12 protein-coding genes are annotated in these 14,348 nt (G+C 60.4%); 7 read left to right on the forward strand and 5 right to left on the reverse strand.

The genetic code is table 11. The features are described 5' to 3' along the window. Window positions 1-15: 15 nt before the first annotated feature. The 7 genes from ACXADQ_RS00065 (at window position 16) to galE (ending at window position 7,335) form a co-directional block, all read left to right on the forward strand. Window positions 16-999: a KpsF/GutQ family sugar-phosphate isomerase gene (locus ACXADQ_RS00065; protein WP_475313540.1), complete on the forward strand. Its 984-nt coding sequence runs from the start codon at window positions 16-18 to the stop codon at window positions 997-999. A 10-nt stretch (window positions 1,000-1,009) separates the two neighbouring features. Further along, window positions 1,010-1,801 (forward strand): 3-deoxy-manno-octulosonate cytidylyltransferase, encoded by a 792-nt coding sequence (locus ACXADQ_RS00070; protein WP_475313544.1) that lies wholly within the window; start codon window positions 1,010-1,012, stop codon window positions 1,799-1,801. Window positions 1,802-1,804: 3 nt separating this feature from the next. Next, the gene (gene kdsA, locus ACXADQ_RS00075) at window positions 1,805-2,650 is read left to right on the forward strand and encodes a 3-deoxy-8-phosphooctulonate synthase (RefSeq protein ID WP_475313549.1); all 846 of its coding nucleotides are present in this window, start codon (window positions 1,805-1,807) and stop codon (window positions 2,648-2,650) included. A 15-nt stretch (window positions 2,651-2,665) separates the two neighbouring features. Continuing rightward, the gene (locus tag ACXADQ_RS00080; protein ID WP_475313554.1) at window positions 2,666-3,568 is read left to right on the forward strand and encodes an aldose 1-epimerase family protein; all 903 of its coding nucleotides are present in this window, start codon (window positions 2,666-2,668) and stop codon (window positions 3,566-3,568) included. A 105-nt stretch (window positions 3,569-3,673) separates the two neighbouring features. Continuing rightward, window positions 3,674-5,287, forward strand: a complete 1,614-nt coding sequence (gene pgi, locus ACXADQ_RS00085) for a glucose-6-phosphate isomerase (protein WP_475313663.1) — start codon at window positions 3,674-3,676, stop codon at window positions 5,285-5,287. Window positions 5,288-5,448: 161 nt separating this feature from the next. Continuing rightward, entirely contained in the window at window positions 5,449-6,342 is an 894-nt protein-coding gene (galU, locus tag ACXADQ_RS00090; RefSeq protein WP_475313558.1) for a UTP--glucose-1-phosphate uridylyltransferase GalU, read from the forward strand. Window positions 6,343-6,351: 9 nt separating this feature from the next. After that, a complete protein-coding gene (gene galE, locus ACXADQ_RS00095) occupies window positions 6,352-7,335 on the forward strand; it encodes a UDP-glucose 4-epimerase GalE (RefSeq protein ID WP_475313563.1) in 984 nt (327 codons plus the stop codon). 11 nt (window positions 7,336-7,346) lie between these two features. Here the strand turns inward: galE and ACXADQ_RS00100 are convergent, their stop codons facing one another. The 5 genes from ACXADQ_RS00100 to rfbB all read right to left on the reverse strand — a co-directional run bounded on the left by ACXADQ_RS00100 (window position 7,347) and on the right by rfbB (window position 14,345). Next, the gene (locus ACXADQ_RS00100) at window positions 7,347-8,831 is read right to left on the reverse strand and encodes a CAP domain-containing protein (RefSeq protein WP_475313567.1); all 1,485 of its coding nucleotides are present in this window, start codon (window positions 8,829-8,831) and stop codon (window positions 7,347-7,349) included. A 60-nt stretch (window positions 8,832-8,891) separates the two neighbouring features. Continuing rightward, on the reverse strand, window positions 8,892-11,399 hold the full coding sequence (locus ACXADQ_RS00105; protein ID WP_475313571.1) for a calcium-binding protein: 2,508 nt from the start codon (window positions 11,397-11,399) through the stop codon (window positions 8,892-8,894). Between the two features lie 119 nt (window positions 11,400-11,518). After that, window positions 11,519-12,400: a glucose-1-phosphate thymidylyltransferase RfbA gene (gene rfbA / locus ACXADQ_RS00110; protein ID WP_475313576.1), complete on the reverse strand. Its 882-nt coding sequence runs from the start codon at window positions 12,398-12,400 to the stop codon at window positions 11,519-11,521. Then, complete coding sequence (gene rfbD / locus ACXADQ_RS00115; RefSeq protein ID WP_475313580.1) at window positions 12,397-13,278, reverse strand: dTDP-4-dehydrorhamnose reductase; 882 nt, start codon at window positions 13,276-13,278, stop codon at window positions 12,397-12,399. Before rfbD ends, rfbA begins: the two co-directional genes overlap by 4 nt. Then, window positions 13,275-14,345: a dTDP-glucose 4,6-dehydratase gene (rfbB, locus tag ACXADQ_RS00120; protein ID WP_475313583.1), complete on the reverse strand. Its 1,071-nt coding sequence runs from the start codon at window positions 14,343-14,345 to the stop codon at window positions 13,275-13,277. The genes rfbD and rfbB overlap by 4 nt, the downstream gene beginning before the upstream one ends. Between the last annotated feature and the right edge of the window lie 3 nt (window positions 14,346-14,348).

A 14,348-nucleotide genomic window follows, 5' to 3' on the forward strand; every position in this document is an offset into this window, starting at 1 on the left:
TGACATTGCAGAAACATGAGTGATCAAATCCCAAATGACCGCGGGGCTGACCCGCAGATCGTGGCCTCGGCTCGTCATGTGCTGGAGATCGAGGCCGAAGCCTTGCGCCTGTTATCGACCCACCTGCCCGCCGATTTCGCCGCCGTGATCCGCCTGATCCTGGACACCAAGGGCCGCGTTATCGTGGCCGGCATCGGCAAATCGGGCCATGTGGGGCGCAAGATCTCGGCCACCTTTGCCTCGACCGGGACGCCCTCGTTCTTTGTGCATGCCTCCGAGGCCAGCCACGGCGATCTGGGCATGATCACGCCTGATGACATCTGCATCCTGATTTCCAATTCCGGCGAAACCCAGGAGCTGGGCGATATCCTGGCCCATACCCGCCGGTTTTCCATTCCGCTGGTGGCGATTTCCTCGCGCAATGACAGCACGCTGATGCAGGCGGCAGACCATCGCCTGCTGCTGCCCCCCGCCCCCGAGGCCTGCCCGATGGGCATGGCCCCCACCACTTCGACCACGCTGGCGCTGGCTTTGGGCGACGCGCTGGCCGTGGCCCTGATGGAGCAGCGCAATTTCCAGCCCGACCAGTTCCGCACCTTCCATCCGGGCGGCAAGCTGGGCGCGCAGCTGTCCACCGTGGCGCAATTGATGCACGGGGTGGACGCCCTGCCGCTGGTGCAGACAGACACCCCCATGTCCGATGCCCTGATCGAGATGACCTCCAAGGGATTTGGCACCGTGGGCGTGCTGAAGGGGCGCAGTTTGGCTGGAATCGTCTCTGATGGCGACTTGCGGCGCAACATGACCCACCTGATGGACAGCACCGCCGGAGACGTGGCCACGATGGGCCCTGTGACCGTCGCCCCTACCCTGCTGGCCGCGCAGGCCCTGGCGCTGATGAATGAACGCAAGATCACCACGCTCTTTGTGGTCGATGACACCAACGCCCCCGTGGGCATCCTGCATCTGCATGACCTGCTGCGCGCAGGCGTTGTCTGAAAGGTTCCTGATGAAAACCGTGATCCTGATCCCCGCCCGCTATGCCTCAACCCGCTATCCGGGCAAACCGCTGGCCGAACTGACCCTGCCCTCGGGCGAGAAGAAATCCCTGATCCGGCTTAGCTGGGAGGCCGCGCTGCGCGTGCAAGGCGTGGCCGAGGTCCATGTGGTCACCGATGATGACCGTATACGCGACCATGCCCAGGACTTTGGCGCCAGCGTGATCATGACCAGCCCCGAGGCCGAAAATGGCACCGCCCGCTGCGCAGAAGCTGTCGCCAATGGCGATGTCGAGGCTGATCTGGTGGTCAACCTGCAAGGCGATGCGCCCCTGACGCCGGAATGGTTCATCGAGGATCTGATCGCCGCCATGGCGCGCGATCCGGCCGCCCAGGTCGCCACGCCCGTGCTGCAATGCGATCCGCTGACCTATGGCCATTTCGTCGAGGACCGCAAAGCCGGCCGCGTGGGCGGCACCACGGCTGTGTTCAATCGCGCCGGTCACGGGATGTATTTCTCCAAAGAGGTCATCCCTTATATCGACCCTGACAAGGTGCCCGACGGCGATATTCCCGTCTATCACCACGTGGGCGTCTATGCCTATCGCCCCAGTGCCCTGCGCGCCTATACCGGCTGGCCCGAAGGGGCGCTGGAAAAACGCGAGGGGCTGGAACAGCTGCGGTTCCTGGAAAACGGTCAAACCGTGGCCTGCGTGCAGGTCGAAGGGCGCGGCCGGGTGTTCTGGGAGCTCAACAACCCCGAAGATATCGCCCGCATCAACTCGGTCCTGAAGGAGCTGTAAGCCATGCAAGAATCCGCTGTAACAGAGACGAAAACAGTCACGATCGGCGACATTCAGATCGGCGGGTCAAACCCCATCGCGCTGATCACCGGGCCTTGCCAGCTGGAAAGCCTGGATCACGCCCGCATGATGGCCGAAAAGATCGCCGAGGCCTGTTCTGAAACCGGCACGCAGTTCATTTTCAAGGCCAGCTATGACAAGGCCAACCGCTCGTCGATTTCCACCCAGCGGGGGCTGGGCATGGACAAGGGCTTGGAAATCCTGGCCCAGATCAAAGCCGAATTCGGCGTGCCGATCCTGACCGATGTGCATGACGCCGCCCAATGTGCCCCCGCGGCTGAGGTCTGCGACGTGCTGCAAATCCCCGCCTTCCTGTGCCGCCAGACCGATCTGCTGCTGGCGGCGGGCGAAACCGGGGCTGCGATCAACGTCAAAAAGGGCCAGTTCCTGGCGCCCTGGGACATGGGCAACGTGGCCGAGAAAATCGCCAGCACCGGCAATGACCGGATCATGCTGTGCGACCGGGGCACCTCGTTTGGCTATAACACGCTGGTCACGGATTTTCGCGGCCTGCCGGTCATGGCGCAGACGGGATACCCCACGGTGTTTGACGCGACCCACTCGGTGCAGCAACCCGGCGGGCAAGGCACCACCAGCGGCGGGCAGCGTGAATTCGCCCCGGTTCTGGCGCGCGCGGCCTGCGCGGTTGGCGTCTCGGCCCTGTTCATCGAAACCCATCAGGATCCGGACACCGCCCCCAGCGACGGGCCGAACATGATTCCGGTCGATCAGATGGCCGGTTTGATAAAAACGTTGCGTGGCTTTGATAGCCTGGCAAAAAGCCTCTGACACAGGACGCGCCCCATGACAAATACCCTGACAGATGACCTGATCCAGATTTCGAACGACCAGCTGTCTGTCACGGTCAGCGCGTTGGGCGCCGAGATGCAAAGCCTGCAAGACGCAAAGGGCCGCGATTACCTGTGGAATGGGGATGCGCAATACTGGAGCGGCCGCGCGCCGATCCTGTTTCCCATCGTGGGCCGTGCGCCGGGGGATCAGATCCGCGTGGGCGATCATCTGGCCGACATGTCCCAGCACGGATTCGCCCGGCGCAGCCGGTTTGCCCTGCGAGAGGCCGATCAGACCAGCTGTACCCATGTGCTGACCCCGACCGAGGCGATCCGCGCCGTTTACCCCCCCGATTTCCGGCTGGAGCTGACCCACAGCCTGCAAGGCAATACCCTCAGCGTGACGGCCACCGTAACCAATACTGGGACAGATCCCCTGCCCTTTGGCCTGGGCTTTCACCCGGCGTTTCGCTGGCCCTTGCCCGGCGCCGAAGGCCAGCCCCATCACGTGACCCTGTCAGATGGCAGCGCCCCTGATATGGCCCGCCTTCAGGATGGTCTGCTGCCCCCCGAGCGCCTGCCCTCGCCCTTTGAAAAGGGCCGTTTAGAGCTGGATCAGAGCCTGTTTGAGGCCGATGCGATGCTGTTTCCGAATGCAGGCATCCCCGGGCTCGACTATGGGCCGCAGCACGATCACGCTCAGGGCCCCCGCCTGACCTTTGCCTTTGAAAACCTGCCCGATCTGGCGCTGTGGACCAAGCCCGGCGCGCCCTTCCTGTGTATCGAGCCCTGGCACGGCACCGCCGCCCGCACCACCGATGGCCCCGCCATCGAGGACCGTCCCAACGCGATCCAGTTGCCCCAGGGGCAGGCTCGCCCCTTCAGCTATAAGGTCACGATCCACCCAGCTGCCTGATCTGCGCTCATTCAACGGGAAATTTACGCCCGTTTCCTCTGCTCCCTGTTGTTCCCACCTGCCCCCTGGGATAGCCTGCCTGAAACTGACATGTTTAAAGATTTGATGATGCCTTGGGATACTTTGCGCCGCCTGCACAGCCAGGCAGCTGCGGCTGACATCGCCGCGCTTTTCGCCGCCGATCCCGACCGTGCCCAGCGGTTTTCCTGCGCTTTTGACGGGATGCTGTTCGATTTCAGCAAAACCGCGATCGACACCCCGGTTCTGAACGCCCTGATCGACCTGGCCCAGGCCGCAGATGTGCCGGGCAAACGCGCCGCCATGCTGGGGGGCGACAAGATCAACGAAACCGAGGACCGCGCCGTGCTGCATACAGCCCTGCGCGCCCCCCAAGGCACGCAGATCCGGGTGGATGGCGCCGATATCATGCCCGAGGTCCTGGCCACCCGCGCCCGTATGGCCGATTTTGCCAATGCCGTGCGCAGCGGAGCCTTCACCGGGCAGGGCGGCGCCATTACCGATGTGGTCAATATCGGCATCGGCGGCTCGGATCTGGGGCCGGTGATGGGCACGCTGGCGCTGGCGCCCTATTGTGACGGGCCGCGCACGCATTTCGTCTCCAACGTGGATGGGGCGCATGTGCAGGACGTGCTGGCGCCGCTGGATCCGCAAACCACGCTGGTGATCGTCGCCTCGAAAACCTTCACCACGGTTGAAACCATGACCAACGCCGACACCGCCCGGCGCTGGATGGCGGCCTCGGTGGATCAGCCGGCCGCGCAATTCGTGGCCCTGTCCACCAGTGACGAAAAAACCGCCGCATTCGGCATCCCGCCCGAGCGTGTCTTTGGCTTCGAGGATTGGGTCGGGGGGCGCTATTCCATGTGGGGGCCCATCGGGCTGAGCCTGATGATGGCGATCGGCCCCGAGGATTTTGACGCCTTCCTGGCGGGCGGTGCGTCGATGGATGCGCATTTTCGGGATGCGCCCCTGGCCCAGAACCTGCCGGTCCTGCTGGCCCTGGTCGGCATCTGGCACCACCAGATCTGCGGCTATCCCACCCGCGCCGTGCTGCCCTATGAACAACGCCTGACCCGCCTGCCCGCCTATTTGCAGCAGCTGGAAATGGAAAGTAACGGCAAGCGCGTCGCCATGGATGGCACCCCCCTGGACACCCCCACCGGCCCCGTTGTCTGGGGCGAGCCGGGCACCAATGGCCAGCATGCCTTTTATCAGCTGATCCACCAGGGCACCTCGGTGGTGCCGTGCGAATTCCTGCTGGGGGCGCGCGGGCATGAACCCGATCTGGCGCATCAGCACAGCCTGCTGGTGGCCAATTGCCTGGCCCAGTCCGAGGCGCTGATGCAGGGGCGCTCGTTTGAGGCTGCCCTGGCCGAGGCCCATGCCGCCGGGCTGACCGGGGCCGAGGCCGAAAAGCTGGCCCATCACCGGACCTTCCCGGGCAACCGCCCGTCAAGCACGCTGATATATGATCTGCTGACGCCCTACCGGCTGGGCCAGATCGTGGCCCTTTATGAACACCGGGTGTTCGTCGAGGGCGTGATCCTGGGGCTCAACTCGTTCGATCAATGGGGGGTGGAACTGGGCAAGGAACTGGCCACCACCCTGCGCCCGATTCTGGACGGACAGGCCAGCAGTGACGGCAAAGACGGCTCGACCCGGCAATTGTTGCACTATTTTCAGCAGCACCAAGGATAAGCACGCGCCCGGACTCCTCCGATGACCCATAGAATGGGCATTTTCCAGCCTATCGGACAGAAATCGCCTAAACACACAGCACATACCGTAAAACAACGGTGGAAACCTGACCGGGGCTTCCGGTAGAATTCCACGCAAATCTATTTTCAAAGGACTTCATGATGACACGCAAGGTTACCAAAGCGATTTTTCCGGTTGCTGGTTTGGGAACACGCTTTTTGCCCGCTACGAAATCCGTCCCCAAAGAGATCATGACACTGGTCGACCGCCCGCTGGTCCAATACGCCATCGACGAAGCCCGCGCCGCCGGCATCGAAGAGTTCATTTTTGTCACCTCGCGCGGCAAATCCGCGCTTGAGGATTACTTTGACCAGCGCCCCTATCTGGAAGACGAGCTGCGCAAGAAAAACAAGACCAAGCTGCTGGAAGTCCTGGAAACCACCAATATGGAAAGCGGCGCCGTGGCTTATATTCGCCAGGCGCAAGCCCTGGGCCTGGGCCACGCCGTGTGGTGCGCCCGTCGCCTGATCCATGACGAACCCTTCGCGGTGATCCTGCCCGATGACGTGATCGCGGCCGAAAAACCCTGTTTGCAACAGATGGTCGAAGCCTATGAAGAAACCGGCGGCAGCATGGTCGCCGCGATGGAGGTCCCGCCCGAAAAGGTCTCGGCCTACGGGGTTCTGGACGTCAAAGAGGACATGGGCAAGGTCGTGTCGGTCAATGGCATGGTGGAAAAGCCCCCCGCGGGCACCGAACCGTCGAACCTGGCCGTGATCGGCCGCTACATACTGTCGCCCAACGTATTGAAAACACTAGATAAAAAGGAAACCGGTGCGGGTGGTGAAATCCAGCTGACCGACGCCATCGCGCGCGAAATCACCGAAGGGCGCGGCGTTTACGGGTTGCGCTTCAACGGCGAACGCTTCGATTGCGGCTCCAAGGCGGGCTTCTTGCAGGCGACCATCGCCTTTGGCCTGTCGCGCTCGGATCTGCGCGACGAGCTGATGGATTACCTGCAAGCCATCACCCATACCGACAAGGCCGCTCAGTAAGGAGCTCCCATGCCAAACGTCCTGGTAACCGGCGGGGCCGGTTACATCGGCAGCCATGCTTGTAAGGCGCTCAAGGCCGCCGACTATACCCCTGTGACCTTCGACAACCTGGTCACCGGCTGGCAGGACGCGGTGAAATTCGGCCCCTTCGAACAGGGCGATCTGCTGGACCGCGCCCGCCTGGATCAGGTCTTTGCCCAATACCAGCCCGTAGCAGTGATGCATTTCGCAGCGCTGTCACAGGTCGGCGAAAGCATGTCGAACCCCGGCAAATACTGGCTGAACAACACCGGCGGATCGCTGAACCTGATCGAGGCCGCGGCCGAGGCGGGCTGTCTGAACTTCGTCTTTTCCTCGACCTGCGCCACCTACGGCGAACAGGATAACGTGGTGTTGAACGAGGACAGCGTGCAGCTGCCGATCAACGCCTATGGCGGCTCCAAACGCGCGATCGAGGATATGCTGCGCGACTTTGACGCCTCTCATGGGATGAAATCGGTGATCTTCCGCTATTTCAACGTGGCCGGTGGCGACCCCGAGGCCGAGGTGGGCGAATTCCACCGCCCCGAAACCCATCTGATCCCGCTGATCCTGGACGCGATTGACGGCAAGCGCGACGCGCTGACCATTTTCGGCACCGATTACGACACGCCCGATGGCACCTGCATTCGCGACTATGTCCATGTCTGCGATCTGGTGGATGCCCATGTTCTGGGGGTGAACTGGCTGACCGCTGGCAAGGGCAGCCGGGTGTTCAACCTGGGCACTGGCAGCGGTTTTTCCGTGCGCGAGGTGATGGACGCCGCCGCCGCCGTAACAGATTGCAAGGTGCCCTTCAACGAAGGGCCCCGCCGGGCGGGCGATTGCACCAAGCTGGTGTCCGGATCCACCCGCGCCGAAGAAGAGCTGGGCTGGCGCCCAAAACGCTCGACCCTGGATCTGATGATCGCGGATGCCTGGCGCTGGCACCAGACGGGCCATTACACCAAGTAGCCCCGCCAGGTTTAAAAAATCAAAATGTCATCTGCCTGGACGATCGCGTTCTGCTCGAACGTGGCCAAAAGCACCTGATCAGTCGTCCCGGAGCCATCCGCGTCGAACCACAACTGCCCCGAGATCTGGTCGAAAATGAACCGGTCGCTGGCATCCTCTGCCGCTGTGCCAGCAACAAAATCTGCCACATCTAGAACACCCGCGACCACCCCCCCGCCCAGAATTGACCCTTTGAATTTCAGCGTGTCATCATCACCTAGGATGGTCTCAAAATCGATCAGACGATCGACGTTGCCTGCCCCAATCTCGCGATCAAAGACGAACGTGTCGTCCCCGGCCTGACCTTTCAGCACGTCATTCCCCTCGCGCCCAACAATCGTGTTGGCAAAGGGTGTCCCGACAATCGTGTTATCCAAACCGTTGCCGATCCCGTTGAAGAGCGCTGGATTTCCGTCCCGCGTGTAAACCGTTTGCATGAACAACTTCTCGACATGCGCCTCAAGGGAATAAGAGCGATAGGCCAACACCTCGTCCACGCCTTCCCCGGCCTGTTCACGTGCCGTGTCTCCTGGTGCACGGATCAGGTAGCGGTCATCGCCAAGCCCACCAATCAGCGTGTCAACGTTCTTGCCGCCATCCAGGATGTTGTCAGAGTCGTTGCCTTCGATCCGGTTCATCAACCCGTTGCCAGCCCCAATGCGCGCTGTGCCGGTCAGCTCAAGATCTTCGATATGAGCGCTTCCCATCCGGAAATCGACCGAGCTGATCACCGTATCATGCCCAGACCACTTGCGGCTTTCGGCCACCCGGTCGCCATCGCTGTCGACATAAAAAAAATCTGACCCATGACCACCGATCAGCAAGTCATTGCCCGCCCCACCGTCCAGCGTATCGTCGCCAGCAAGCCCGTTCAGAGTATCATCGCCCACCGTCCCGCTAAGATAATCATTCCCCGCCGTCCCAACCGGAACCTGTCCCAGGTCCAACGCGACCACGCCATCTGTTTTGGCAAAGTTTTGCGTCACCATTACGGAGTATAGGGTCACATGTTGGCCTGTTTCTTCATCCGTGTAGGTAAAGCTGCCCTGCTCGATTCCAATGCCGATCAGTTCGTATTCTGCGTGTAGTATGTTTGCGCGATGGCCAGGACTGTTCATCAGGCTGACATGCAGGTCATAGACATCGTCCGTGTATCCTTCGGCCCCGCGCTCGGATTGAATGGCGAGGTTCTCACCTGACCACCATGTCCCCGAAAAGTCGAACGCGGCGGCCTCCATGCGCTCGGTGGCAGTGCTGCCACCCACCCCGGTATGGCTGAAGATATTCTCGTCCAGCACCCATTGCGAATGCAGCTCTGCGGAACTGTTCAGATGCTGTTCCAGAACCAGAGCCGGAAGGCCTTCCTCGGCGCGGGCTCCGTTCACCAGATCCAGCATGTATCGTTCAAGCTCGGACGCCACCGATACCGACATCGAGAACCCCTGTTGCTGTGTCATTTCCTCAGGCAACCATCGCCTTGAGCAAGGCCTGCCTTCTGGCCGACAATGATCTGCCAATCAGAACAGCACAATATCGGATGGGGTCAAATGAACGTCATTCAGTAAAACAAATGTCAGCATAGCCTTTTCCGGGCCAGAGCCATCGGGATCCACCCACAATCCGCCCAAATCGAGATCATACAGCAAGCGATCCTGCGCCTCGTCTGCGGTTCGGCCTACATGCCACATTGCGCCGGTGGCCGGGCCACGCTCCAGTCCGAACAGGCTGGCCTTGATCCAAAGAACATCTTCGCCTGGCGCGAAATCAACCACACGATCCACGTTGTTACGGCCCGGGGCGCGGTCAAAAACAAACGTATCCGCCCCGCCCTGCCCTTTCAGTGTGTCACGCCCGTTCCGCCCAACGATCACGTTGTCATCCATATTTCCGATGATGACATTCGCGACATCATTTCCGACCCCGTTGATGGGCGCCAACCCCTGCAAGTACAAAAACTCGACCTCATCGGGGATCTGCAGGGATCGGTACGCCCGCACGATATCCGTACCTTCGCCAGGCAGTTCGATCACCGTGTCCTGCGGCGCCCGCACATAGTAAATATCATCGCCCAATCCGCCCAGCATGGTGTCGTTGTTTTTGCCACCATCCAAAATATTGTCACCCTCATTCCCGGTAAGAACATTCACCAACCCATTACCGACGCCCCGAATGTTGCCACTGCCGGTTAAGGTCAGGTCCTCGATATGCGCGCGGGCCAGCCAGAAATCCACTTGGCTGAGCACGTGATCAGACCCGTCCCAGCGGCGGCTTTCGATGACCTGATCACCCAGGTCATCCACGACAAACAGATCCGACCCAGGCCCCCCGTTCATCACATCCGCCCCGGCGCCACCATCCAAACGGTCATCCCCTGCCAACGCCAACAGTGTGTCGGCGCCAGCCCCTCCGTCCAGGACATCCCGCGCCAGTGTGCCGGTCAGGCTGTCCTGTCCACTGCCTCCGGTGGCCGCATCTGCCAGCAAGCTGCGAGTTTGCAGCCAGCTGGACAACATCCGATCCCCATCCAACACATCCATGGCGCCCAGCTGCTCCGCACTCAACGAAGTGCCATTGATCGTGATCAAGCGCAGTACTTCTTCGCCAAAGGCCAGTGTTGCCCCATCCGTCCGCTCCAGGATCGTCAGCTGCCCTGTATTGCGTAGAAAGGCCCAGTTCGACAAATCCAACCGGTCGATCCCCGGCTGAAAGTCCGTGATCTCGTCATAGGCCCCATCTGCAGACAGCACGAAAACATCCACGCCTGTCCCGCCCGACAGGGTATCTTCGCCAAGCCCGTCCATCAGAACGTCATCACCGCCTCCCGCACGCAGGCTGTCATCTCCGGCTTGGCCGGACAGAACGTCATCACGACTGGTTCCCAACAACAGATCATTCCCTGCTCCACCCAGTTGAGTCTCGCCCTGGGTTTCCATGCTGACTTCGATCCAGGTCAATCCGGGTTCAACCTCGCTGGTGACTGCAATGGATAAAGCGTCGTCATACCCTGCCATGGCCACGGCCGAGACATTCGCCAACGTCGTCTCTAGGGTGTCCGCCAGTGTCGACAGATGCAGCAGCCGCCCCCCCGGAAGCAGCTGAAACAGGCTGATGCCATCCTCATCGCCGGCGGCCAACACATAGGTCGCGCCATTCAGCTCGACCACTTCCAGATGAGTGATATGACCAAACCGCGTATCCGGGCTGTCCATCAAATGATCAACCGGAGTCAGCCGCCCCGCAGCACTGATGTGAAACACCGTCAAAGTGCCGCTCCCCCGCGCTCCGACGATAGCATAATCTTCCTGAGCAACGGACATGATCCGCAGCACCGTGGGTTCGGAAATTCCCAATCCCTCAGCCTGCGTGTGCAGATCAACAAGGTTGATCTTAGCGCTGGCCCCAACACTGAAACTGGCAAGGATGTCAGTCCCCCCGGTCAAAGCAAGCAACACCGGTGTTTCGCGATCCTCAAGCACCTGAAGATCCACAATACCGCCAGTTCCTGCAATCAGATCCGTTCCCTGGTTTCGCAACCCACTTAGGCTGCCATCCTCCTCCAATTGCCAGCTAAGGATACGGGACTTTCCGGCTTCGACTCCGAACAGGAAACGCCTGGCCCCCCCTGGTTGAAGGACCTGCAAATGCAACAGGCCTGTCGGAAGGGTCTCTCCGACAGGCAGATGCCCCCGCAAGGGCACATCCCCATCCGCCGTCAAATCATAGAGCCAAACACCAGCCGCGCTGACCCCTGTGACCGCCAGATAGGCCTCATCCCCTGCCGTATAACGAAAAAGCGCACTGTCCTGTCCCAGCTGTACATCACTTGGCCAGACACCAAACGCAGTTTGCGTGATCGCCGCTTGCGTCACCGACACCGAAGACAGCCCAGCTCCACCTGACCGGGTCGCCGTATAGACAACCGCCCCGTCTGATCCATAGAAAACGTCAATATCTACCACCCCGGACAAGAAGATATCTTCCTGCCCGGCGGTTCGGACGTTTCCGCCCAAATCCACCTGAGTCATACGCTCACCCTTTTCCCACGTGGAACAAGGTGAGCCAGGGGCGTTAACGGTTTCTTAGAGTTTTATGGCAGCAAAACGGCGTTTGCTGACAGCTTTTCTAAATTCTTTTGAATGCCCAGCTACAGGCTGCCCTTAGCCAATGCCTCAAGGTAAGCGCCATACTCATTCTTGGCGAACCGACCGGCACGTTGCAGCAAAGCCTTCGTATCAATCCAGCCCATCTGGAAAGCGACCTCATCCGGGCTGCCCACTTGCTGCCCCTGCCGCTTGGTCAGAGTGCGCACGAAATTCCCCGCATCCAGCAACGAGCCATGCGTGCCGGTATCCAGCCAGGCATAGCCACGGCCCATCCGTTTCACCGATAGCGCCCCGTCAGACAGATAGCTTTCCAAAAGCGTCGTGATCTCCAACTCGCCGCGAGGCGAGGGCTTCACATCTCGCGCCCGCTGCGGAGCAGTGCCATCCAGAAAATACAGGCCCGTCACCGCATAAGACGACGGCGGCACCTCGGGTTTTTCAATGATCGAGCGGGCATTTCCCGCGTCATCGAAATCCACCACGCCATAGCGTTCAGGATCGGCCACGTGATAGCCAAAGACCGTCCCGCCGCTGTTCTGACTGTCAGCCTCGGCCAGCATGCCCGGCAAGCCATGGCCAAAGAATATATTGTCGCCCAACACCATCGCCGACGGGGCACCATCCAGAAAATCTTCGGCCAACAGATATGCTTGGGCCAATCCATCGGGACTGGGTTGAACGATATAGGTCAGCGAAATTCCCCACTGGCTGCCATCCCCCAGCGTTCGCATGAATTGATCCTGATCCTGCGGAGTTGTGATCATCGCGATCTCGCGGATGCCTGCCAGCATCAACACAGTCAATGGATAATAGATCATCGGTTTATCATAGATCGGCAGCAATTGCTTCGAAACGCCGATGGTGATGGGGTAAAGCCGCGTGCCCGACCCCCCCGCCAGAATAATACCTTTGCGCTGTGTCATGGTTTCAAATCGTCCTTTGTAAAATTATCCGTGGGCCCAACGCCCAGATCTTGTAGAACGCGATCCAACGCATCGCGCCAATCAGGGCGGGCAATCCCAAAGACCCGTTGCAATGCGGAACAATCCAGCCTGGAATTCAGGGGCCGCACGGCGGGCGTCGGATAGTCTGACGTGGGAATTCCGGCCACATCCACACTCCGCCCCGCGCGTGTGAATGTTTCGCATGCGAAAGCTTTCCAACTTGCATCCGGCATGCCAGAGAAATGATAGATACCCGCCTTGTCAGCATTCTGCTGCAATTGTTGGGCGATCGACAGGCACGCGGCAGCAATCGCATCGGCCGGCGTGGGGCCTCCGATCTGATCATCGACCACACTCAATGTATCCCGGGTTTCCGAAAGGCGCAGCATGGTTTTGACGAAATTCGCTCCATGGGCGGAAAACACCCACGACGTCCGCAGGATCGCATAACGCCCCCCCGCATCCCGCACCGCATTTTCGCCCGCCAGCTTTGAGCGCCCATAGGCATTTTGCGGTGCAACAGGGTCTGTTTCCTGCCAAGGCTGTTCGCCAGTACCATCGAAAACATAGTCCGTAGAGACATGCACGAACGGAATGTCCAACTCTGCACAGGCCCGAGCCATCGCCCCCGGCGCGTCACCATTGACCCGGGTGGCCAGGGGTTCTTCGTCCTCGGCACGATCGACAGCTGTGTAGGCGGCAGCGTTGATAACGGCCTGTGGTGCCGCCGCGTGGATTGCCGCAGCACAGGCATCGGGATCAGACAGATCCGCCTCGTCCCGCCCCAGCGCAGTCACATCCGCCTGACGCTGCAACTCTGTGGCCACCTGCCCCGTCTTTCCGAATACCAGGATCATGCCGCACCTTTTCCGCTATCGGTGCCGGTTCCCAAACGTTGCCCAACACCGTGCCGAGATTGCAGCGGTTTCCACCAAGCTTCGTTTTCCAGGTACCAGGCAACAGTGCGGCGCAGCCCCTCTTCAACCGTGACGCTGGGGCGCCATTCCAGTTCGGTGCGGATACGTGTTGGATCAATCGCATAGCGCGCATCATGTCCCGGCCGATCGGTCACAAAGGTGATTTGATCGGCATAGGAGCCCGCCGGTTTCGGCCGCAACTCATCCAGTATCCCACACAAAGTCTGAACCAGCTGCAAATTGGTCCGCTCGTTTTCACCACCAATATTATAGGATCGGCCCAGTTCGCCCTTGTCCACCACCAATAACAAAGCATCGGCGTGATCCTCGACATACAGCCAGTCGCGGATATTGGAACCATCGCCATAGATCGGCAGCTCCTTGCCCGCCAAGGCATTCAGAATGATGACCGGCACCAGTTTTTCAGGAAAATGGTAAGGGCCATAGTTGTTCGAACAATTCGTCAGAACAACCGGCAGCCCATAGGTCTCGTGCCAGGCGCGCACCAGATGGTCAGAAGACGCTTTCGAGGCGGAATAGGGACTACGTGGGTCATAAGGCGTGTCCTCGGTGAACTGTACGTCCGGGTCAGCTGGCAAAGACCCAAACACCTCGTCTGTACTAATGTGATGGAACCGGAAGCTTTCGGGGCGCCCCTGCCCAACCCAATACGCACGGGCGGCCTCGAGCATGTTGTAGGTGCCGGTGATATTCGTTTCGATGAAATCTCCGGGCCCGTCAATCGACCGGTCCACATGAGATTCAGCGGCAAGGTGCATCACCGCATCAGGGCGATGCTGAGTAAAAACCCGCTCCAAAGCGGCACGGTCCCGAATATCGACATGTTCAAACGCATAGTTCGGACTGTCAGCCACGCTGGCAACATTTTCCAGACAGGCGGCATAGGTCAGCGCATCCAGGTTCACAACATGGTGCCCTCGCGCAATCGCCAGTCGAACAACAGCCGATCCAATGAACCCGGCGCCACCAGTTACTAGGATTTTCATAGC

The organism is Thalassovita sp. ABM4_323 (assembly GCF_056158665.1).

What these genes read in the sequence shown, in the direction of transcription:
- ACXADQ_RS00065 (WP_475313540.1), top strand. Translation starts at nt 16, where the DNA reads ATGAGTGATCAAATCCCAAATGACCGCGGGGCTGACCCGCAGATCGTG.
- ACXADQ_RS00070 (WP_475313544.1), top strand. Translation starts at nt 1,010, where the DNA reads ATGAAAACCGTGATCCTGATCCCCGCCCGCTATGCCTCAACCCGCTAT.
- kdsA (WP_475313549.1), top strand. Translation starts at nt 1,805, where the DNA reads ATGCAAGAATCCGCTGTAACAGAGACGAAAACAGTCACGATCGGCGAC.
- ACXADQ_RS00080 (WP_475313554.1), top strand. Translation starts at nt 2,666, where the DNA reads ATGACAAATACCCTGACAGATGACCTGATCCAGATTTCGAACGACCAG.
- pgi (WP_475313663.1), top strand. Translation starts at nt 3,674, where the DNA reads ATGATGCCTTGGGATACTTTGCGCCGCCTGCACAGCCAGGCAGCTGCG.
- galU (WP_475313558.1), top strand. Translation starts at nt 5,449, where the DNA reads ATGACACGCAAGGTTACCAAAGCGATTTTTCCGGTTGCTGGTTTGGGA.
- galE (WP_475313563.1), top strand. Translation starts at nt 6,352, where the DNA reads ATGCCAAACGTCCTGGTAACCGGCGGGGCCGGTTACATCGGCAGCCAT.
- ACXADQ_RS00100 (WP_475313567.1), bottom strand. Translation starts at nt 8,831, where the DNA reads ATGACACAGCAACAGGGGTTCTCGATGTCGGTATCGGTGGCGTCCGAG.
- ACXADQ_RS00105 (WP_475313571.1), bottom strand. Translation starts at nt 11,399, where the DNA reads ATGACTCAGGTGGATTTGGGCGGAAACGTCCGAACCGCCGGGCAGGAA.
- rfbA (WP_475313576.1), bottom strand. Translation starts at nt 12,400, where the DNA reads ATGACACAGCGCAAAGGTATTATTCTGGCGGGGGGGTCGGGCACGCGG.
- rfbD (WP_475313580.1), bottom strand. Translation starts at nt 13,278, where the DNA reads ATGATCCTGGTATTCGGAAAGACGGGGCAGGTGGCCACAGAGTTGCAG.
- rfbB (WP_475313583.1), bottom strand. Translation starts at nt 14,345, where the DNA reads ATGAAAATCCTAGTAACTGGTGGCGCCGGGTTCATTGGATCGGCTGTT.